Annotated in this window: 20 protein-coding genes; 8 read left to right on the top strand and 12 right to left on the bottom strand. The window is 49.6% G+C overall.

Translation table 11 applies throughout. The features are described 5' to 3' along the window. The first annotated feature begins 310 nt into the window (after positions 1 to 310). Positions 311 to 889 carry a GerMN domain-containing protein gene (locus tag C5O22_RS13470; protein ID WP_165910403.1) on the top strand — a complete coding sequence of 193 codons (579 nt, stop codon included), beginning with the start codon at positions 311 to 313 and terminating at the stop codon, positions 887 to 889. A gap of 93 nt (positions 890 to 982) precedes the next feature. On the opposite strand, the gene C5O22_RS04695 is transcribed toward C5O22_RS13470, so the two are convergent. From C5O22_RS04695 to C5O22_RS04670, 6 genes are all read right to left on the bottom strand, one after another. Then, the gene (locus C5O22_RS04695) at positions 983 to 1,699 is read right to left on the bottom strand and encodes a PHP domain-containing protein (protein WP_132780044.1); all 717 of its coding nucleotides are present in this window, start codon (positions 1,697 to 1,699) and stop codon (positions 983 to 985) included. A gap of 132 nt (positions 1,700 to 1,831) precedes the next feature. Next, on the bottom strand, positions 1,832 to 2,176 hold the full coding sequence (locus C5O22_RS04690) for a DRTGG domain-containing protein (RefSeq protein WP_132780043.1): 345 nt from the start codon (positions 2,174 to 2,176) through the stop codon (positions 1,832 to 1,834). Next, entirely contained in the window at positions 2,173 to 3,111 is a 939-nt protein-coding gene (locus C5O22_RS04685; protein WP_132780042.1) for a CBS domain-containing protein, read from the bottom strand. Before C5O22_RS04685 ends, C5O22_RS04690 begins: the two co-directional genes overlap by 4 nt. Continuing rightward, positions 3,101 to 4,036 (bottom strand): Cof-type HAD-IIB family hydrolase, encoded by a 936-nt coding sequence (locus C5O22_RS04680; protein WP_132780041.1) that lies wholly within the window; start codon positions 4,034 to 4,036, stop codon positions 3,101 to 3,103. Before C5O22_RS04680 ends, C5O22_RS04685 begins: the two co-directional genes overlap by 11 nt. Further along, positions 4,023 to 4,379: a hypothetical protein gene (locus C5O22_RS04675; RefSeq protein WP_132780040.1), complete on the bottom strand. Its 357-nt coding sequence runs from the start codon at positions 4,377 to 4,379 to the stop codon at positions 4,023 to 4,025. The genes C5O22_RS04680 and C5O22_RS04675 overlap by 14 nt, the downstream gene beginning before the upstream one ends. A 7-nt stretch (positions 4,380 to 4,386) precedes the next feature. Beyond that, positions 4,387 to 4,905 carry a gamma carbonic anhydrase family protein gene (locus tag C5O22_RS04670; RefSeq protein ID WP_132780039.1) on the bottom strand — a complete coding sequence of 173 codons (519 nt, stop codon included), beginning with the start codon at positions 4,903 to 4,905 and terminating at the stop codon, positions 4,387 to 4,389. A gap of 87 nt (positions 4,906 to 4,992) precedes the next feature. On the opposite strand from C5O22_RS04670, the gene C5O22_RS04665 reads away from it, so the two are divergent. Genes C5O22_RS04665 through C5O22_RS04650 form a run of 4 tightly spaced genes read left to right on the top strand, consistent with a single transcriptional unit; the run spans position 4,993 to position 7,572 of the window. Further along, positions 4,993 to 5,751, top strand: a complete 759-nt coding sequence (locus tag C5O22_RS04665; protein ID WP_132780038.1) for a ParA family protein — start codon at positions 4,993 to 4,995, stop codon at positions 5,749 to 5,751. After that, positions 5,741 to 6,664 (top strand): ParB/RepB/Spo0J family partition protein, encoded by a 924-nt coding sequence (locus C5O22_RS04660; RefSeq protein WP_132780037.1) that lies wholly within the window; start codon positions 5,741 to 5,743, stop codon positions 6,662 to 6,664. The genes C5O22_RS04665 and C5O22_RS04660 overlap by 11 nt, the downstream gene beginning before the upstream one ends. A 22-nt stretch (positions 6,665 to 6,686) precedes the next feature. Next, positions 6,687 to 7,064, top strand: coding sequence for a response regulator (locus C5O22_RS04655; RefSeq protein WP_132780036.1), 378 nt, complete (start codon positions 6,687 to 6,689; stop codon positions 7,062 to 7,064). A gap of 55 nt (positions 7,065 to 7,119) precedes the next feature. Beyond that, on the top strand, positions 7,120 to 7,572 hold the full coding sequence (locus C5O22_RS04650; protein WP_132780035.1) for a YbjN domain-containing protein: 453 nt from the start codon (positions 7,120 to 7,122) through the stop codon (positions 7,570 to 7,572). Between the two features lie 48 nt (positions 7,573 to 7,620). On the opposite strand, the gene C5O22_RS04645 is transcribed toward C5O22_RS04650, so the two are convergent. The 3 genes from C5O22_RS04645 to C5O22_RS04635 form a co-directional block, all read right to left on the bottom strand. Further along, positions 7,621 to 8,463: a TrmH family RNA methyltransferase gene (locus C5O22_RS04645; protein WP_132780034.1), complete on the bottom strand. Its 843-nt coding sequence runs from the start codon at positions 8,461 to 8,463 to the stop codon at positions 7,621 to 7,623. Between the two features lie 9 nt (positions 8,464 to 8,472). Continuing rightward, on the bottom strand, positions 8,473 to 9,879 hold the full coding sequence (locus C5O22_RS04640; protein WP_132780033.1) for a TrpB-like pyridoxal phosphate-dependent enzyme: 1,407 nt from the start codon (positions 9,877 to 9,879) through the stop codon (positions 8,473 to 8,475). Positions 9,880 to 10,038: 159 nt separating this feature from the next. Continuing rightward, positions 10,039 to 11,262, bottom strand: a complete 1,224-nt coding sequence (locus C5O22_RS04635) for a hypothetical protein (RefSeq protein WP_132780032.1) — start codon at positions 11,260 to 11,262, stop codon at positions 10,039 to 10,041. Positions 11,263 to 11,697: 435 nt separating this feature from the next. Between C5O22_RS04635 and C5O22_RS04630 the strand changes: the two genes are divergently transcribed. Further along, positions 11,698 to 12,390: a hypothetical protein gene (locus C5O22_RS04630; RefSeq protein WP_132780031.1), complete on the top strand. Its 693-nt coding sequence runs from the start codon at positions 11,698 to 11,700 to the stop codon at positions 12,388 to 12,390. A gap of 359 nt (positions 12,391 to 12,749) precedes the next feature. Here C5O22_RS04630 and C5O22_RS04625 read toward each other — a convergent pair whose 3' ends face one another. From C5O22_RS04625 to C5O22_RS04615, 3 genes are read right to left on the bottom strand one after another with little or no spacing between them, the layout of a single operon-like run. Next, entirely contained in the window at positions 12,750 to 13,931 is a 1,182-nt protein-coding gene (locus C5O22_RS04625) for a TraB/GumN family protein (RefSeq protein ID WP_132780030.1), read from the bottom strand. After that, the gene (locus tag C5O22_RS04620; RefSeq protein ID WP_132780029.1) at positions 13,928 to 14,929 is read right to left on the bottom strand and encodes a DHH family phosphoesterase; all 1,002 of its coding nucleotides are present in this window, start codon (positions 14,927 to 14,929) and stop codon (positions 13,928 to 13,930) included. Before C5O22_RS04620 ends, C5O22_RS04625 begins: the two co-directional genes overlap by 4 nt. A gap of 40 nt (positions 14,930 to 14,969) precedes the next feature. Beyond that, entirely contained in the window at positions 14,970 to 16,448 is a 1,479-nt protein-coding gene (locus C5O22_RS04615) for a tetratricopeptide repeat protein (RefSeq protein WP_132780028.1), read from the bottom strand. A gap of 68 nt (positions 16,449 to 16,516) precedes the next feature. On the opposite strand from C5O22_RS04615, the gene C5O22_RS04610 reads away from it, so the two are divergent. Continuing rightward, positions 16,517 to 18,346 carry a hypothetical protein gene (locus tag C5O22_RS04610; protein WP_132780027.1) on the top strand — a complete coding sequence of 610 codons (1,830 nt, stop codon included), beginning with the start codon at positions 16,517 to 16,519 and terminating at the stop codon, positions 18,344 to 18,346. Between the two features lie 20 nt (positions 18,347 to 18,366). Continuing rightward, on the top strand, positions 18,367 to 19,113 hold the full coding sequence (locus C5O22_RS04605) for a histidine phosphatase family protein (protein ID WP_165910402.1): 747 nt from the start codon (positions 18,367 to 18,369) through the stop codon (positions 19,111 to 19,113). Positions 19,114 to 19,146 lie beyond the last annotated feature (33 nt).

Below are 19,146 nucleotides of genomic sequence, written 5' to 3'. Positions count from 1 at the left end.
TTTTCTGTTGAACAGGGAACGGGTTAGCCAAACCCTTGAAAAAATGAATTTCTGGCAAAAAGTCTTCCCTCAGCAAGGCCCTGGTAGTCAGGGGCCCGACGCAGTACCTCAGAAACAGCCCGATACTTTGCAGACCCCCTCTTCTGAGGGCCCTAAAAAGGATGCCCATTCTGTTTCTTCAGAGGGACAACCAGGGAAGGGTAGCCCCCAGACGCCTGGAGAGACGGGCCCTATATCTTCCAAAACAGTACCTTCTGCTCCTGAAAGAACTCCTTCCCTTTCAGATGGCGCTAAACAAAAGGGTTCCCCTATGCCTGTTGAAAGCTCGCCTTCAGGGAAACTTCCTTCCACACAAACCGATGAATCCGTATCAGGAAAACCGACCAAAACCGTTTCGCCTGAGAAGACCTCGCCTACGACGGTGGTATCTCCCAAAGGGACTTCCCCGTCGGCGCCGCCAGAGAAACCGGCTCCCCGAATTCGTCGTCTCTATTTAGTACGGGTAGAAGAAGATGGTACGGTGACAAGGGTGTCGGTGGAACGAAGTCTTCCTTCTAGCGACACCCCTCTGGCGGATGCGATTGCAAGTCTTCTGAAGGGGCCTACGGTGACCGAGAAGCAAAAAGGCTATACCTCGCTTATCCCGCCAGGCACTCGCCTGTATTCGGCTCTCGTTAAAGATGGAATTGCCTACCTTAATTTCAGCGAGGAATTTTTATTTAATCCCTATGGTACCGAAGGGTACCTGGGGCAACTTAAACAAATCGTGTGGACCGCCACCGAATTCCCTACGGTGAAACAGGTGCAAATCCTGATTGAAGGTAAGGTAACCGAGTACCTTGGCGAAGGGATTCGCATTGGCAGGCCCCTTTCCCGGGATTCTTTCTAAAACGGTGGTCCCCCCTGCCATGACCACCACTTCACACGATGAGGATGTGTGGTAGAGCCGGTGGTAGGAAATTTGAATATATCTTCTGTCTTTTTATTTGTGTGATCCCAAGCATGCTTTAAGCCACGCAAGGCGCTCATCGGGTTTATCAGGGGTTTTTTCCTCCTGGGTCCGGACAGCTAGCTCGAAGGAACGGCGGCCAATGTGTTCTACGTAATGAGCATCGGAACCGGTGATAAGAGGATATGAGCCGGTTGGATAGGCCGGTGGGATGCGGATACACTCAAGGGCAGCCCAGGGGCCGTCTACTACAAAACCCAGCTGGCTTATCATAGAAAAGGCCGGTCGGTCGATGTGGGCCGGAATAACCATACCCCCAGCACTTTCTACAAGGGGGCCGATTTCATCAACCCCAAGATCCAGGGCAGAGCCAAGGTAATACCCCACTTCTTCCAGAATCTCCTCATCTTCATTTACCACAACCTGGTCCCCAAGTTGTTCGGGGTTATGGGGAATCGGCGGAAGGAGCCGGTAGCAGTGGTCGCCAAAGTTCATGGCGGCATCAAGGTCGGTAAAAAGACACAGGATGTGCACTTCTTCCCGCGTGCAGGCTTCTAGACCAAAAATGGGGACTATCTTTGCTTCATAGCACAGTTTTTCAAAGGCAGGACAATTTTTCGTGCTGTTATGGTCCGTGAGGGCTAGAATGGTGATGCCCTTTCGGGATGCCTCGATCACCAATCGGCGGGGAGACATCTCAAGGGATGCACAGGGAGAAAGGCATGAGTGGTTATGTAAATCTGCCCGCATGGTACATCCTTAATATCAGCACTGTATGTCCAGAAACGAGGGCTGGCCCAATCCTTACGTCAGTGCCCCGACGACCGGAAAGCCAGCTTTGTGAAGGCGGCCCTCAATTCTGGGCCTTCTTCCCCTTTTGCTTTAGTTCTTTTCATGGAGTCCCAGTAAGGTATACAAGCGCCCAGAAGTAATAAATTGATTTTCCTTTGTTTGAAGAATGGCTATCCCCTCTTCCCGGGCGGCTTCTATCATGTCTTCGGGGATGGGACGGTTATTGCAGACGATAATTACCGAGATGTTTACGAGGCTTGCCACGGCTACCGTATTTTTATGGGCCTGGATGGTAATGAGGGCTCCCCCTTCCTTGGCGTTGGCCATCACATCAGATAAAAGGTCCGATGTATAAGCCCCCTGTATATTCCGATCTTCAAACTGGCCTTGCACTATGGTAGCGCCGAGGGGTTCTACAATGTCACGGATGTTCATAATGGGTCCTCATCGTTTTTATGGGAATTTAAATATACCACCGAAACAACGGTGGTTCCTTCTCCTACGGTAGATTGGATCGAAAATTCATCGGAGACCCGCTTGGTATTTGCCAGGCCCATGCCCGCCCCAAACCCAAGGGACCGGATCCATTCGTTGGCGGTGGACCAGCCTTCCTGCAATGCCAGTTCGATATTTTCGATTCCCGGTCCCGTATCGGTGGCGGTGATGATTACCCGGTCGGGAAGGATGGAACAGGAGATGGTGCCACCATAGGAGTGAACCACCTGATTTATTTCAAGTTCATAACTTGCAATGGCGATGCGGCGAATGATTTTGGGATCCAGGTTCAGCTGTTTCAGAGCCTTTTTAATTTCGGTAGAGGCATGGCCTGCCCGTTCAAAGTCGTAACGGGTGGTAGGAAAGGTCAGTTCTTTTGCGGTAGAAGGCCCCTTATTTTCCTGTTTGTGAATTTTTTCAAGCCTGAGGACCTCCCGGTTCATTTCCACTAACAAAGCCCGGATCACATCCTTTGAAGTGATAATACCGACCAGCTCTCGGTTTTTATTTAACACCGGGAAACGACCGTATCGGTATTTATTGAGGTATGAAATAGCAAAGGAAAGGGGCATGTCATCCTCGAGGACAATCACGTTTCGGGTCATCCGATTTTCGGCCCGGTCATCAATGTAGCCTTTGTCGAGGGCCGTCACGATGTCGTCTATGGAGACAATACCTAAAAGTCGTCGGTCATCTGCGATAGGAACACCGGTAATGTAGTTTTCCCGCATCAAGGCTTGAATGTGCCGCAGGGTGTCCTCTTTTTTTGCGGTAATGAGGGCGGTGGTCATGACATCCTTTATTTTTAATTTGAAAATAAGCTCCAGTACTACCGAAGGGGAATCCACCGTGTTGATGGGGATATCATCCTGCATGGGGATTATCCTCCTGAGTAGAAGGCTGCGGGCGCCTTGGTGATGAAATCTGCCCCTCCGCCGTCACGATGGGACCCCTGTTCCTCTGTGAGATGGAAGGGAGAAGGGGCTCCTTCCGAAGAAGATGTTTTTCTAGAAACCGCGCTACCCCATCTTCTTCATTGGTGAATTCGGTAACGTAGGGAGCCAGTTCCAGAATAGCGGGCTGACTATTTTTCATTGCCACCCCATAGGTGGCCCACCGGAGCATGGATTCGTCGTTCATAGAATCCCCAAAGGCCATTACCTCATGGGGACTAAGTCCCATGCGCTGGGCTACTATAGCGAGGGCTTCCCCTTTTCCGCTGCAGGGCGGGAGAATTTCCAGAAAATAGGGCTTACTGGTAAAAATGGTAACCTCATCTCCCAGATAGGTTTTTAAAATTATTTCTAAGGGTTTAAGCAACATGGGATCTCCAGGGATAACCATCTTGGTGGCCCCTTGCGCAAGGAGGGAGCGGAAATTTTGAACCACCACCTGTCGCAGTCCCGTGAGTTTTACATCCTGATCGGCGTACTCATTGCGGCGGGAGACAAAAATAACATCATCTTCGTAAATCTGAATCGGCAGGCCCTCGGCATCGACGAGATCGTACACCTTAAGAGCCGGTTCTAAGGGGAGCAGCACCTGATACACGATGTTCCCCGTGTGGCTTTCTGTAACCGTGGTTCCATTGTTGCAAATGAGATACCCTGGCCGTTTATTCATTTCCAGGAAATGGGCATATTTTTGGAGGGCTTGAGGCGAACGGCCTGAGGCAAGCACTACCGTCACACCCCGCTTTTCGAGCTGTTTTATGACACTCCGGCTATAGTGAGAAATCGTAAGGTCCTCTCGCAAAAGGGTATCATCCAGATCTAAGGCGATGAGTTTAATGTTTGTCATACCAGGCTCCTCCCATGAGTTTCCCGAGGCTACAGCAAGCTTCGAACATTGAAAGGGGGGTGGAAAGAAGGGTGATATCCTGTTCTTCGGCCAGTTTCTTCATGGCAGGCTGGGGATTCTTATCATTCACGAGCAAAACTCCCCGGGCCCCGATGATATCGGCGGTCCGCATAGTCTGTTCGCTTGCGAGGGATGTAACGAGGAGAATATTATCGTAGTCCAGAACCAGGACATCACTCATGAGGTCGCTCGCGACAACATGTTCAATTTCTATTTCGTTGAATCGGCTGCACCGATATACCACGTGGGCGGGTAAGTGTTCTACTATATCTCCAAGCTTCATGGAAACCTCAAATTTCTGTGTACGAATGTTTTGCCTCTTGGGCCAGCTCTTGGTAGTGACGGGCATTTTCCTGGATGTTTGCTATTTCTTCTTCCGATAATTCCCGTACGACCTTTGCGGGGGCCCCAAGAATTAAGGACCGAGGGGGGAACTCTTTCCCTGGGGTAACCAGGGCGCCAGCTCCCACCATAGACTGGGGCCCTATTTTTGCGCCGTTCAGGATAATCGATCCCATACCAATAAGAGAACCGTCTTCAATCGTGCACGAATGAAGAATACACCCATGTCCAATGGTAACGCCCTTCCCAATAATGCAGGGAATGTTTGTATCCACATGAATGGTACTTCCGTCCTGAATGTTGCTCCCTTCTCCTACGATGATTGGGGCGATATCTCCCCGCAGGGTGGCGGAGAACCATACTGAGGCTCCCGCTCCAAGGGATACCTCTCCCGCCACTTCCGCATTCCAGGCGATAAACACATCTTCTGCTATGTGGGGCCTTTTATTTCCTATAGCGTGTATCATGCTCCTTTCCTCTTTCAAAGAATACCCGCATGTCTAGAGTAATTCAATAGCATTGGATGGTATTTGTATGATATACTTAAGGCCATAATGGGAAAGACCTACGTATTTGTGAATCAAAAAGGGGGCGTTGGGAAAACGACCTCGGCTATCAATATTGGGGCCTATCTTGCGGAGGCAGAGAAAAGGGTGCTCCTCGTGGATTTTGATTCTCAGGCGAATCTGACGAGTGGCATCGGGGCTGATGGATCCAAGCCCGGTGTGTATGAACTTATTTCGGGGACCGCTCCTATTGACCAGGTGATTCAGGAAACCATTGTCCGAAATTTGTATGTGATCCCTTCTTCTATTAATCTTTCTGGGGCGGCCATTGAACTGGTGGATCAGGAAGGGCGGGACTTTTTCTTAAAACGAGCCCTGGAGCCGGTGCGGGAAAAGTATGATTTCATTTTGATCGATTGCCCTCCTTCGCTGGGTATTCTTACCCTGAATGGAATGGTTGCCGCCGATTCGGTACTTATCCCCCTTCAGTGTGAATATTTTGCCCTCGAAGGGCTCTCTCTGCTTTTGCAGACTATTAAGCGGATCCAGAAATCCATTAACCCTCACCTTGAAATTGGGGGTATCTTTTTTACGATGTATGACTCTCGAACAAAATTGGCCCAGGATGTAGTAAAACAGGTGACGGGTTATTTTAAGGATCGCGTTTTCAGGACCATTATTCCCCGGAATGTCCGATTGTCGGAGGCCCCCTCCCATGGGCTCCCGATTTCCCAGTATGATGCCCTGTGTGTGGGTGCCCGCAGTTATAAAAGTTTAGCCGAGGAGGTACTGGCCCGTGGCTGTTAAGCATGGTCTGGGGAAAGGGCTCGATGCCCTGTTGGCTTTGGAAGAAGAGCCAAAACAAGAGACAGGTGTATCCCGGTCCCTTACTGGTGAGGGCGGTGAAGTTCGCGTCCCGATAGAAAAAATACAGGCGAATCCTGGCCAGCCTCGAAAGGTGTTTGATGAAGAAGCGTTGCAGGAACTGGCGGCTTCCATCCGGGAACACGGCATTATCCAGCCCCTGATTGTAGAGCAAACCCCTGAGGGAAACTATCTCCTCGTGGCCGGTGAGCGGCGCTTACGGGCTGCCCGCCTTGTGGGGCTGCGGGATGTCCCGGTGATTGTCAGAAATTACTCTGATGAACGACGCCTTGAAGTTGCCCTGGTAGAAAATGTTCAGCGTTCGGATCTTAACCCTATTGAAGAAGCCCTGGCGTACAAAAAACTGATGGAAATAACGGGGCTTTCTCAGGATGAGGTTGCAAACCGGGTTGGTAAGAATCGTTCCACCGTGGCCAATGCGTTGCGGCTCCTCAAATTGCCGGAGGATATGCAACAGGCTCTTGCCACAGGGGTTCTGACCAGCGGTCACGGTCGGGCGATCCTTTCGGTAATCAATCCTGCGGATCAGCGGGTCCTCTATGAAAAAATAGTGGAAAAGGGCCTTTCGGTGCGGGAGGCAGAAAGACTTGCCCAGGAGTTAAACCGGGGGAGCAGAGCGGCACAGCCCAAAAATCTTTCCGGAACGGCGGGAAAAAAACAAGAAGGACAATCCCGGGATCCCGAGCTTGCTGCTATAGAGCAACGACTTATTGATGCTTTAGGGACGAAGGTCTCTATTCAGGGAGATCTAAAAAGAGGTGCTGTTAAAATAGAATATTATTCGATGGAAGATCTGGAACGATTGCTATATATTTTTACCCAGGGCCGTCGGTGAACAACCGCAGGAGGAGGGCTTCATGAGTTCCGTACTGGTTATAGATGACGATACCACTATTTTAGAAGTGGTAGAGGCTATTTTAGCTAAAAAAAATTACACCACCTATCGGGCTCAGACAACCTCCGAGGCCTATCATATTCTTGAAACTCAACCAATAGATCTTATTTTGCTGGATATCATTCTTCCGGGTCAGGGGGGCATGGAGTTCCTTATGGAACTCAAAGAAAAACACCCAGGTATCCCGGTTATTATTATGTCAGGGAAGGTCCGAACCGATACGAGTCCTTTTAAACACCTGGCTCTCCAGTTTGGGGCCCACTGTATTTTATCTAAGCCGTTTACGGTAGAAGAACTTCTTAAAGCCGTAGAAGTTGCATTGCGGGGTACCTGCAATTAAAATTTAATCAAACAAGAATCTTCTTGTTTAATCAACGTAGGATGGAGGAGAGAAAATGAATAAGCGGTGGGTGATGGTGGTATTGATGGCTGTGTTTTCTCTTAGTTTGGTAGTGGCTCAGAGTACCAAGTATGGCTCGATAATTTCGAGTACCACTAAAGAACAGCTTATGGACTTCATGAAAAATGAAGGGTATGCGGTCCAGCTTGATGAGGATGGAGATATCCTCTGGAAACAGGACGGGTATAAAACGTACCTCTTTTTAGAAGATGATAATACGGTAATTCTTTTTTATGTGGCTTTTAGTGATGTAGATGTTTCAGTGGAAGAGGTAAACGCCTGGAACCGGGACCATAAATTTTCCCGTTCGTATATTGATGATGAAGATGCCCTCTGTCTGGAGTCGGATCTGTGTTTAACCGGAGGGGTAACCCAGGAACGGCTACGGAGTTTCATAAAAATTTGCCGGGATGTGTTTGTAAGTTGGCGGAGTGAATTTATTTATTAATCAAATCTCCGTAATCGAGGAACTGTAAAGTTCCTCTTTTCTGAATTTTTACTCTTTTTTGATTCCTTCCCACAGGAGAATTGCTGCGGCAGCCGCTACATTAAGGGAGCCTATTCCCTCTAGAAGGGTCCGTTTCTGGGGAATAGCGACTACCCCCTGACAAAGGGACCGGATATCGGGCGGTAGTCCATGGCGTTCGTTCCCCAGTACAAGGATAAGGCGAGGTAACCCTTGTAGGTCTGAAGGAAGAAGGGCTCCTTCTTCAAGGGATGCGCCGATTATGGACCAGTCCGCTTGACTAAAGAAAGAAAGTCTTGAAGGCTCCGATACATACCAGATGGGAAGGACAAGGGTTGCCCCCATGGAGCAACGGAGGGCCCGGCGGCCCAGAGGATCTGCTCCTGAGGGGCCCAGTAAAAGGCCATCCCATCCCAGGGCAGCGGCGGTGCGGGCTATGGTACCGAGATTTTCCGCATCAATGGTATGCGGCAGGTATACCAGACGCTGGGCCTGTGGAGGGAGATCTCTTTCCGTTTCAAGGGAGGCAATAGCGGGCCGCCGGGCCAAAAGGAGCATTCCCCGATGAAAGGGGTAGCCTGTGGCTGTGCTGAGCTCTTGTTCAGAAAGGACAATAATCGGGCACGCCTGAGGGGGAATCCCCTGCCGCGACACCAGCCGCCGAGCCTCCTCTTCTGCGGAGGGGATGCAATACAAAGCAATAGGTCCCCATTCTCTGGGGGCCCTGTCCCTTTGGTATCGTTCCAAAACCCGTTCTACCAGGAGTCGTCCCTCTGCGACAAGAAGCCCTTCCCGTCGCAGATCCCGGTCAGGAAGGGAGAAAGGCTGTTCTCCTCCGGGCCTGGCGATACCCTCATAGGGTGATGAGGGCATCCCCTGCTCCTACAGTCGTACCTCTTCTGGTTTAGGGAATCCTGCTATACACTTCAGGGATTCCTGTAATTCTTCGTTGGTAAACTCATAATCCTGTAATTGGCCGCTCAAATACTTGTCGTATCCTGCTAAGTCCATGAGGCCATGTCCAGAAAGGTTAAAAAGGATTACCCGTTCTTTCCCTTCCTCTTTGGCTTTAAGGGCTTCCCGAATTGCCATGGCAATGGCATGGCTCGATTCTGGGGCGGCAATAATTCCCTCCGTTCGAGCGAAGGTTACTGCGGCCTGATAGCATTCAAGCTGATGGACCGCCCGGGCTTCTACGAGGCCTTCGAGGACCGCCTTAGAAACTAAGGGGGCCATCCCATGATATCGGAGCCCTCCAGCGTGGATGGCGGGGGCGATAAATTCGTGCCCCAGGGTATGCATCGGGAGAAGGGGTGTCATGCCTGACATGTCTCCAAGATCGTAGGCGAAAACGCCCTTTGTTAGGCTGGGACACGAGGCGGGTTCTACGGCAATAATATTGATATTAGCTCCTTCTATCTTATCCTTGACAAAAGGAAAAGCTAGCCCCGCAAAGTTGGATCCCCCACCCACGCAGGCGATGACCGTGTCTGGTGTGCGTTCCCCGATCTTGGCCAGTTGTTTTTTAGCTTCCTGCCCAATGATGGTCTGATGGAGCATCACGTGGTTTAAAACCGATCCGAGGGCATACTTGGTAGAGCCGCTTTTGTCGCTTACCGCTTCTTCTACGGCTTCACTGATAGCAATGGCGAGGGAACCAGGACAATTGGGGTCTTTGGCTAATACGGCCCGACCTGCTTCGGTAAAAGGACTAGGACTGGGAACGCAGACTCCGCCCCAGGTTTGCATCATAAGCTTTCGGAAGGGTTTTTGTTCAAAACTTACCTTTACCATGTATACCTTACATTCCAGCCCCATAAGGGAACAGGCAAAAGAAAGGGCGCTTCCCCATTGCCCTGCCCCTGTTTCAGTGGTAAGCCGCTTTACTCCGGCCACTTTGTTATAGTAGGCCTGGGCGACGGCAGTGTTTGGTTTGTGGCTTCCCGCAGGGGATACGCTTTCGTTCTTAAAATAAATCCGCGCAGGGGTGCCCAAAGCCCGTTCTAGGGCAACCGCGCGATGCAGGGGACTGGGGCGCCAGCGGGCGAGGATCTCCAGAACTGGTTCAGGAATATCAATCCAGCGTTGGGTTGACATTTCCTGTTCTATTAAGTTCATGGGGAAAATGGCGGCCATCATCTCGGGTTTTACCGGTTTCCCATCTGGACCGAGGGGCGGTAAAAGGGGCGTCTTAAAGTCGGCGGCTAAATTGTACCACTGGCGGGGCATTTCCGATTCTTCTAAAACAACCCGGATAGACTTGACGGGTTTATTATCGATACTAGCCATGAATAGTCCTCCTGTTTCTATAAACAGAGTCATCCTATCATGACCGGTAAGAAATGGCAAGAAAAATATATCCCCATATTGTTTTGTAGACAGACATGATATTCCGCGGAAAATGGGGACTGAAGGGCCGATCCCTTTTACCAGTCCCCTCAAAAATTGTTATTTGTTAGGTGTTAAGGTGCCACCACCAGCGAGTTGGTATGTTTTGCCTGCAAGGTATTTGTTATGGGTATCCAGTGCATCATACTTGATTGTATATCCTTTATTTTGGATACGAGATTGAAGATCCGTGAAGGAATTGATGGATCCAAAATAGCGTACCTCCGAATCTCCGGTAACTTCCCAAAGGCTTGATGCTTCAAGATCTATAGCAGCCCCCTGGATGGACCCTTTGAACTGGCTTTTCCCGGTAAGCCTTATAAGGATACTACTTCCCTTTTCTGCTATTATGAGACCTTCCATTTCTTGATCCTTGACAGTCATGATGACGTTTCCTCCATTTTTACCTGGGATCCCCCACCGATCAGATCCTGCCTTGATAAGGATGCCAGAGGTTCCTGTTAGTTGTACATTCTCCAGATATACCTGTGCTTCGGTATTAGTAACATAAAAGAGGGGCCCTTCCTTTGCTTCTAACTGTCCCCCAATCATAGAGAATTGGGCAATACCTTGTTCCGCATCTCCAGAAAAACTTTGATACAGCATTACGCCGGCTTTTTTGTGTCCTATAAGCTCTACCTCCTCAAGCTTGATAGAATTCTTCCCTTCTACCACGGCTCCTTCTGAACCATAGGCTACGAGCCGAGAATTCTTCACTTCGATAGTACCGGTAGAATATATTCCCGGCGATCCTTCTCCACGGGTTTCTACTACCGATTCGCTTATCTGAATGATTCCCCTACCCCGATCTGTGGCGATACCCGCACTATGGGCACCTCTGGTTGAAATAACAAGGCCAGTTCCTTCAATATACCCCCCTTCTGTGGCATCTACCCCGCGGGAAGAATTCATGGTTGTTTCAACTTTAACTCCTTTGAGGGAGATTTTGGTGCCAATACCGGTGGCAAATACTGCATTTGCCCCATCGGCATTGCTGAAAATCTGGGAATTTTCAACCTGAACTTCGGATTCCTCTGTTCCTAACAACACTGCGTTCAACCCAAAAAAATTACTCCCCTCCTCAGAGGTAGTATTTCCCCCGATTTTCTGAAGGTTCAGGTTTCTGAGGATTCCCTTACTGCTATTCCGAAAATAGAGGGCCGACGTATTTGCTTTTGATGAAGTGATGGTTGTATTTTCGAGATAATAATCTTTTGTAGTAACCGTAAGAACGGCTGTTATAAGTTTTATTATGGTGTTCTTGTCTGCTATTTGCTGTGGCATGGGGCCCGGTGTGCCGGGGGCACCTCCCGGATTTCCTTGTGCCATTGGTGGTTGTTTGCCGAACCCATCTGGTGGCTTGGTCCCTGAAAAACCTCCTTCTGGTGGGGCCGGAGGAGTGCCATTCCCCAAGGCTGGCGAAGGCCCGCCTTGATAATTTCCTTCCTGATTATGGGTCCCTTTATTACGGGGTTCTGTGTGGGTACAAGAAAAAACAAACAGCATACCGAGTAGTATGCCCTTTTGAAATAATCTTGACTTTTTCATGGATTCCTCCCGGAGGTTACTCATAAAAGTAACCTATAAAATGGTAAGCCAGCGACGCTGGTCTCGGAATATGTTCTCTATCATGAAAAGATGGGCTGTAAAATAAAAGCGAAGGAGTTAACAATGGGTAAAAAGAAGGTAAAATTACCTTTTTTGTGCTATAAAAAAGATATGAGGAAACACTTTTTTATTTTCATTTTTTGTTCTCTGATTTTTGTCCGTGGAATTCCTGGGTTTGCTGAATCGGTGCTCCCTTTTACGTTTCAGCTTCCTCAGGACCCCTGGGCTTTCCCCGAAAAAGGGGTACAGCTTACCGAAAAAGCAAAGGCCTTCCGATTTGAATTAAAAACCCGTGAAAAAGTAAATGGAGTTACCTGGATAGAAACCTACCAGGATATCCAAGCTCGACTCCCTCTTTCACTGGAAGCCTTTCTTACTGTTTATTTGGATTTTGAAGGGCAGGTAGGTTTTATGCCTCGTCTGGCAAAAATCCAGGTGCTAGAGCGGTCTCCCTCTGAATATAGGGTTCGGCACCGATACGAGGTAAAAATTCTGGGATACGTGTATCCTTCTGAATATGAGATGTATTACCGGATAGAGTCTTTTCCGGCGGAGAACAAAGTGTGTATCCGCTGGTCCTTTGTAAATTCCGATGGGACCCTTGGGGGGGCTGAAGGGGGCTGGTTCCTCCAGGAAATAGAGGGCCCGGGAGGTAAGGAACTTTTAGTGCGCAACCTGAATATAGGGCTTGTACGAAAGGATTTCCCCCTTCAGGAGCAGATTATGAGTCTTGTGGGGGCCGGTGAATTGGAAGGCATTGTACGGGCCCTCTACAAAGAAGCCCTCCGCCGGGGGTTGCGGTAAAGAGCCGTTTCAGCTGAACCCCCGCGGTGAATGGTGTGGGCGCCCTGCCGCTCCACCTGAACCCTTGCGGTGAATTGTGTAGGCCCCCTTTTTCTACCTGTATAAAAAATACGGTGGCCGACACCTTTTACCATGTGCCGGTTTGGTAAAATCAGCGAGCGACACCTTTTGCCGGAGCCAACTTTATAAAAGCGGCCGCCCACAGCTTTCGCTGGCTGCTAGCTTTATAAAAAATCGGCGGTCAGCAGGTTCTACTGGCCGCCAGCTTTGCAGAAGTCTTGGTTGTTAGTTTTTTTAGCGACCTCCGGGTTTCTGGAAACGTTATGAATGCTTAGCCTGTTTTCATTTTCTGCAGGTTTTTACCGGAACAGAAGACTTCCTAAATACGGCAGGGCAATAAAATTCCCCAGGGCTCCGCCGAGGGAGGAAAGGAAAAACACCAGGAGGGCCCGGCTGATGCGATTGCGGTAAAAACCCCGAAGGCTCCCTAAGTCCCGGTGTAAATTTTCCATGTCCTGGACCCGGGGCCGCCGAAGAAACGCCTGTACGACCCCGGAAAAAAGTCCCACCCCAATAAAGGGATTTAACGTGGCAATAGGGGCCCCCACGAAAGACACGAGTACTGCCAGGGGGTGCCCAAGGGCAATGACGGTTCCTAGGGCGGCCAGGGAACCATTTAACAGGAGCCAGCGGAATAACATATCAAGACTGGCGGATGTTCCAGAACGGAAGAACCCTGCAAGAAGGAGCAGAATGATTGCAGCAGGGATAAGCCAGGGCAGTATTTTGTTACTCCAGCCAGGGGGTGGAAGCCGTTCTAGTTCTGCGATATCTACGGATTTGTTTCCCTGTGCAATTTTTTCTAGATGGGTTTGAACTCCCGCAAGATGTCCTGCCCCCAGGATGGCCAGCACCTTTTTCCCGGGGCTTGCCCAAATTTTAGCCGCCAGATACTGGTCCCGCTCATCGATGAGGGTTTCTTTTATTTCGGGAAGGTATTCGGCCAGTTCCTCCATCATGCCCCCCAGTTCGTTTTGTTGTTTAAGCCGTTCGATATCCTCTGCTTCCAGGTTTTCGCTGGTAAAGGCGCTGGCAATAAGGCTCGCCAAAAGCTTGTTTTTGCTCCAGAACCCACAGCGGGCCCAGGCGCGTTTCAGTGTCTGTTGTACTTCCCGATCACAGAGGGAAAAGGGAATGCCCCGTTCCTGAGCCGCTTCGATGGCGGCCCGCATTTCATCTCCCGGTTTTATTCCCAGCTGTTCTCCGAGCCGCCGTTGAAAGCTTGAAAGAATGAGATTTGCTAAAAGGAGAAAGCCCTTCCCTTCTTTGAATACCCTGATAAGATCGAGCCCTGACCATTGATCGGGGTGCATCATGGCGTGGTAGCGGCCTTCATCAAGTTCTACACATACCCGATCTGGTTGGTAGCTTTCGATGGCTTCCCGTACTTCCTGAATACTTTGCTGAGAAACATGGGCGGTTCCCAATAACAGGAATTCCCGATCTTGCAACATCAGTTTTACCTGCGTTTCTTGATTCATTGATTCTCCTCGATGGTTTCCAGGGCTTCTAGAAACCGTTTGAATAATTGTTCCTCTCCTGGGTAAAGAGAAGTATAGATTGTTCCCCCTGCCATATGGTCATGGCCCCCGCCTTCTCCGATTCCTGCCAGGGCTCGTTTTATGAGCGCCGCAGCGGATATTTCGGGGCTCCGACTCCGGACTGAAATGTGACAGGTTTCACCGCCTGTTTCTGTGATTACACTGAGCCGTATTTCTTTAAATCGCAAGAAAAAGTCAGCCATGATGGAGATAAGCTCCTGGCTGCAATCTTCCGAAAGGACCGTAAAAAAAAGGCCCCGCTGGATTCTTGCCTGTTGAATGGCCCGGGAAAAGGTGGGTAAATCTTGAATCGAAAGGGAAGAACGGGCAAGGCGGGTAGCAAATTGCCAGTCTGCGCGGAAAAAAAGCCGGTGATGGGCGTTAAGGTCCGCGGGACTTACCCGGCGGGAAAGGAAATCTGTATCAATCTGGATACCTAACAAGAGTGTTGTAGCGGTATCCCGATCCGGAACGGTTCCTGCTTCATCCCAGTAGTCGGCAATAATACTCGAACAAGCTCCGTAACTGGTGCGAATATCCTGAAAGGAACAACCGAGGATTCCCGGGTTAGGGTGGTGATCTATCACGCCAAGAAGATTTTTGGTAAGGGGACGGGCATTGGCGTTATTAGGACTTCCATCGATGATAATACAGGGGGAATTTACGGTGATGGATTCCTGTTTCTCTTTTTGTATCTGGATCAAAGGAATGTGAAAGGAGTGAATCATCGATACAAGAGAATGGCTGCGGAGTTCTCCGCGATGGAGAATTTGGGTCGCATAGCCGTGAACCTCTAAGAGCCGCTGTAATCCAAAGGCGCTTGCCACCGCATCATGATCGGGAAAGTCATGGGGTTGAATTATAAGCGGAATGGCGCCCTTATTTGTTTCTGTATCGATGAGCCGTAAAAGAGTTGCAAAAGAAGCTACCCGTGCCATTATGAATACCGTGGCATTCCTTTACTTAGAGCTCCCCGTTTTACAATCCATATGCTCCCAGGGCCCATTCATTCAGTCGCCACTCTATAATACTACGGCGATTCATTTCGCGTACCATGAGGTGGAATTTCTGGGCCAATGAATGGGTCCCCTTTATTGCATAATACTGGGCAAGATAATAGAGCATTCGGGCTTTTGTGTCGAGGTTAGTTTGTTTATCAATGCGCACGGCAATGTCGGTATCCCCACTCTGGTCATGGTACAGGCGAACCATATACCATTCAATCGATTCCCGGGGAATGGTGGGTAAAAGGGTTGCCAGAAATTCCTTTGCCCCCTTTGTATTTGTGGATCGTAACCAGCAGAGGGCCCCCAGGAGAGCATAGTTGGTGTGAGAAGGGGACTGTTTATAAGCCGCAAGGAAGGCATCCCGGGCCTGCTCCCAACGACCATCTCTCATGCGGAGTATGCCAAGGCCCTCAAAGGCAAAATAATACTCGGGTTTTAACTGGGCAAGTTTTTCGTATGCCCTTTCCGCACCCGCATAGTCATCAAATTCATCTTTTATTCCCGCAATGTACACATAGGCTAAGAAATAATCCGGTTTTAAGAATGCCGCCCTTTCATAGGCTGCGAGGGCTTCTTGCTTTTTGCCCTGGTCGAGGAAAATATTTCCCTTATCCATGAGGATCCAGTAGTCGTTGGGTAACAGCCTTTCCGCTACTTCGATATCCCGCTGGGCTTCAAGAAGGAATCCCGTTTCTCGGTATAATCGGGCCCGTTCTAAGAACGGATTGTACCAGGTGGGGTACGCCTCTATGGCCGTATTGAAAGCTGTTTCCGCGGCCTTGTAGTCTCGATAGTACCGACGGACCCGTCCTTTCCCTACCAAAGCATCTCCGTTTTTCGGATCGAGGCTCAGGGCTTTATCATAGTAGGTCTCTGCCAGTTTGTACGTTTTGGTTTCATACGCGAGGTTTCCCAGTTCTGCGTAGGCCGCTGCAAAGGCAGGATCTACCTTAACTATCTGTTCTAAACGATTCTTTTCTTCCTTGGTGTTTCCCGTTGCTCGTTCGAGCATCGCTATACTGTATAGCGCATCCCGATCGGAAGCATTTTGGCTCAATAGGGTAGAAAGAACCTCGCGGGCTTCTGAATACTGGGCGGCAGAGATAAGAATATTGGCCTGTAGCAGTTGGATATCCCTGCTTTTTTGTTCTTCCTCGGGAAGCTCCTTAAAGAGGGCGAGGGCTTTTTTAAAATCTCCCTTTTCCAGAGCCTGGTATACATCCTGGAGGACCTCCTTGCTACTCCGGGGCCCCCTGGGAACTTCTACCGGTGGTTTCTCCGGTTTTTCTGGTATTCTCTCGGGAGGAGTAGTCCCGCAGGAAAACAGAACAAACCCTCCGAGGGTTATTATGATGAGAGGTATGCCGGGGCAACAACCTCTCATAGTGTTTCTTACTTTTTGGGGTATCCCTTTATTTTGCTGGTCTTGAAATTTCTTTGCTTCTGCCATACTAATTCCTTTTACTAGCTTGTCGGTACATTGTGGTGAAACTTAAAGAGTAAGGGATGGTAGTATAAATGAAACGAAATGTTTTTTTAAGAGTCCTGGGAATTACCAGTCTCTATATACTCATTTTTATCAGTCTTGTGTTCATTCAATTTGTGAAACATACCTCCTTTACTCACCTGGTGGGGGCCATGGTGGTCTCTGGTAACTATCGAGACTTGGGGGAACTGAAAAAGACGGGCAAAAATGTCTCCTTTTTCCTGGAAAAAGGAATAAAGGTGGTTTTTGGGGGAGTAGAATTCCTTTTGTTTCCCGACCAGGGCTTTGAAGGCTTTGATGGACAGGGAAAATTACAGGATCTTGTGGCAACAACCATGACCCTTGGAGAGGATGACGTTCGAATCGGCCTTACCAGGGGCGGAGAAATTCGATTTAAGAGTGTGTATTCCAGTGGAGTTCCTTCTCTTTCTATTCAAGGGACCTTACCTGAAGGGTATACGGAGGTTCGTATCCCCTTTAGGGTAATTCGTTCAGCCCATCTCGTTTCGGGTGAACGGGGCACCATGCTGGTGAAACAGGGTGAAAAAACCTATGTGTTTAGCAGGGGAGCGGTTGACTATGGCAAGCGATTACTGAGCCTTCGACGAAATGATCCCCTGGCGCTTTATGGGGTGTTGCCGGAACGGAAGGGATTTAATCCGCAAGAATTCACGATAGCAGAAGGGATAGATAAAAATCTTTTTAACGCCCTGCGGGGCCAGGTAGTAAATAGCTGGATGACCCAGTGGGAACGGATGATGGGAGAAAATCCTGATGAGGATACCGTACTGGCGTACGTTACCGAATCGGTGCAACGCGGTACATATCGGCAAGCGGTTGCCACCATATCGCCCCTGTTTCTTGAAGGAACTGCAAGGACCTACCGTTCTAGTGCATTCTTGGGACGTCTGGATGCAGGTTTGCGTTCCCTTTCAGCCTATGAACGGGACTATTTAAGTAAAATTTCCCGGCTTGCAAACGAAAAATCGTCGGACCTCTTATCAGAAGAGCGCGTTGTGTATCAACTTGCCCTGCGGGGGAACCGGGCTCTTCTTTCTGATGTGGCTACCATTGCCAAAAGTATAGATCCCCCCTCTATTACTCTTCCCCTTGCTTGCGGAATTCTTGAAGGATGGGTAGATTGGAAAACCTTTGCTGATGGTGATATGAATCGTGTTCTATTTGAAGCAGGAGGGGAAAATCCCTTCGAGCGCTTGCTTGATCAGGCCCGTTTTGTTGTGGCCGGCGCTCTTGTAAAAGTGGGAACTGACATGGTATTTGCCGAAAGGGACAAAAAGATAGACATCCTTTTTAACTGTCGCCTTGGCAAGGCCCTTGTTAATTATGGAAATAGTTCTGGTTTGCGAGAATGGTCAGATATAGGTTCCAGTATTTTAGCCTCCGTATTAAAAAATAGTAAGATAGGTTCTTTTATAGCCGCCGTGTTTCCGCTTCCTGCTTCTGGAGAGATGTCCCTGAGCGGAGGAGAGGGCCAACTGCGGTATGCCCGTCTCTATCCCTATGTGGTGGATCAGGATGTGTACTATCCACGACGGGTTGCCTTCCCGGGGCTCCCTGTAGGGGGAATCTGGGCCTGGACTGGTGGCGGGAGCCTGCGGGCCAGCTACGAAGGGAATGTACTCTCCATAGCGGTAAATTTTCCCGAAGGAGAAACCCATTATATGCTTATTCGGGGTATCAGGTCCTTTACGAAGCTTCAGCTGTATAACATCGATTATCGTACCGATCCCCGTTTTGAACGCTATGATTCTTCTGGATGGGCCTATTCAGAATCGGAACAGACCCTTCTTGTGAAAATGAAACACCGGACAAATACCGAATATATTCGGATTTATTATTAAAATTGAAATTGAAGGAACTAATGGTGAATTCCTCAGGTGTTACCTCGCCCCAAATGGTGGTAGATGGCCATTGGTTTGCCGGTCTTTTAGAACCGGTGGAGTGTCTTTTTATTCGGCATGGAGAAAGCGAAGGGAACCAGGAGGGAATTTTTCAGGGACGGCGCGACTATTCTCTTACTCAGCGAGGTCGAGAACAGGCCCGTCGGCGGGCCGCTTCTTTTGAAAAGTATCCCTGGTATAAGACGCCGGAACGGGTGCGGGTTTTTACCTCTCCCCTTGCTCGGGCCCGACAAACGGCGGAAATTATTTCTGAGACCTGTAGGTTTAATCCGCCGGAGGTGCTGGATGCCCTTATGGAACTGGATGTGGGAATCTGGACGGGACAACAGATACGCCGAATAAAGGAAGAAGAAAAGGAGCAATGGGAGCAATTTCGCCATATGAGTTGGGAAGGGGTGCCTGGGGCAGAAAAGATCGATTCCCTCTATAACCGGGCCCTCGCGGTGTGGGCCCACCTCAGCGCTGTGGCGCAGGGAAAAGTGGGGGCGGATTCTCAAGATTCTTCCGCGGCCCTTCTTCCTCGGGCCCTTATCTGTATCACCCATGGGGGAATGCTCCAATGGCTCGTCAAGGTGACCTTTGGATATCGTTCCTGGTTTCCCCTTTTACCGATCCATAATGTAGGTCTGTATCGTTGCCGGATAGAACCGGTGAGCCCTTCTTTTGCGCTCCTCTCGTGGCTGGAGCTTGACAGCCCCCTCGAATAAGTACCTAAAAGAAGAAAGGGTTTTGTACGAGTT

Source organism: Treponema sp. J25, assembly GCF_004343725.1.
Lineage (GTDB): Bacteria > Spirochaetota > Spirochaetia > Treponematales > Breznakiellaceae > J25.
The sequence above is the reverse complement of the archived record's forward strand: the minus strand, read 5'-3'. Positions and strand labels throughout refer to the sequence as shown.

What these genes read in the sequence shown, in the direction of transcription:
- C5O22_RS13470 (WP_165910403.1), top strand. Translation starts at nt 311, where the DNA reads ATGCCTGTTGAAAGCTCGCCTTCAGGGAAACTTCCTTCCACACAAACC.
- C5O22_RS04695 (WP_132780044.1), bottom strand. Translation starts at nt 1,699, where the DNA reads ATGCGGGCAGATTTACATAACCACTCATGCCTTTCTCCCTGTGCATCC.
- C5O22_RS04690 (WP_132780043.1), bottom strand. Translation starts at nt 2,176, where the DNA reads ATGAACATCCGTGACATTGTAGAACCCCTCGGCGCTACCATAGTGCAA.
- C5O22_RS04685 (WP_132780042.1), bottom strand. Translation starts at nt 3,111, where the DNA reads ATGCAGGATGATATCCCCATCAACACGGTGGATTCCCCTTCGGTAGTA.
- C5O22_RS04680 (WP_132780041.1), bottom strand. Translation starts at nt 4,036, where the DNA reads ATGACAAACATTAAACTCATCGCCTTAGATCTGGATGATACCCTTTTG.
- C5O22_RS04675 (WP_132780040.1), bottom strand. Translation starts at nt 4,379, where the DNA reads ATGAAGCTTGGAGATATAGTAGAACACTTACCCGCCCACGTGGTATAT.
- C5O22_RS04670 (WP_132780039.1), bottom strand. Translation starts at nt 4,905, where the DNA reads ATGATACACGCTATAGGAAATAAAAGGCCCCACATAGCAGAAGATGTG.
- C5O22_RS04665 (WP_132780038.1), top strand. Translation starts at nt 4,993, where the DNA reads ATGGGAAAGACCTACGTATTTGTGAATCAAAAAGGGGGCGTTGGGAAA.
- C5O22_RS04655 (WP_132780036.1), top strand. Translation starts at nt 6,687, where the DNA reads ATGAGTTCCGTACTGGTTATAGATGACGATACCACTATTTTAGAAGTG.
- C5O22_RS04650 (WP_132780035.1), top strand. Translation starts at nt 7,120, where the DNA reads ATGAATAAGCGGTGGGTGATGGTGGTATTGATGGCTGTGTTTTCTCTT.
- C5O22_RS04645 (WP_132780034.1), bottom strand. Translation starts at nt 8,463, where the DNA reads ATGCCCTCATCACCCTATGAGGGTATCGCCAGGCCCGGAGGAGAACAG.
- C5O22_RS04640 (WP_132780033.1), bottom strand. Translation starts at nt 9,879, where the DNA reads ATGGCTAGTATCGATAATAAACCCGTCAAGTCTATCCGGGTTGTTTTA.
- C5O22_RS04635 (WP_132780032.1), bottom strand. Translation starts at nt 11,262, where the DNA reads ATGCCACAGCAAATAGCAGACAAGAACACCATAATAAAACTTATAACA.
- C5O22_RS04630 (WP_132780031.1), top strand. Translation starts at nt 11,698, where the DNA reads ATGAGGAAACACTTTTTTATTTTCATTTTTTGTTCTCTGATTTTTGTC.
- C5O22_RS04625 (WP_132780030.1), bottom strand. Translation starts at nt 13,931, where the DNA reads ATGAATCAAGAAACGCAGGTAAAACTGATGTTGCAAGATCGGGAATTC.
- C5O22_RS04620 (WP_132780029.1), bottom strand. Translation starts at nt 14,929, where the DNA reads ATGGCACGGGTAGCTTCTTTTGCAACTCTTTTACGGCTCATCGATACA.
- C5O22_RS04615 (WP_132780028.1), bottom strand. Translation starts at nt 16,448, where the DNA reads ATGGCAGAAGCAAAGAAATTTCAAGACCAGCAAAATAAAGGGATACCC.
- C5O22_RS04610 (WP_132780027.1), top strand. Translation starts at nt 16,517, where the DNA reads ATGAAACGAAATGTTTTTTTAAGAGTCCTGGGAATTACCAGTCTCTAT.
- C5O22_RS04605 (WP_165910402.1), top strand. Translation starts at nt 18,367, where the DNA reads ATGGTGAATTCCTCAGGTGTTACCTCGCCCCAAATGGTGGTAGATGGC.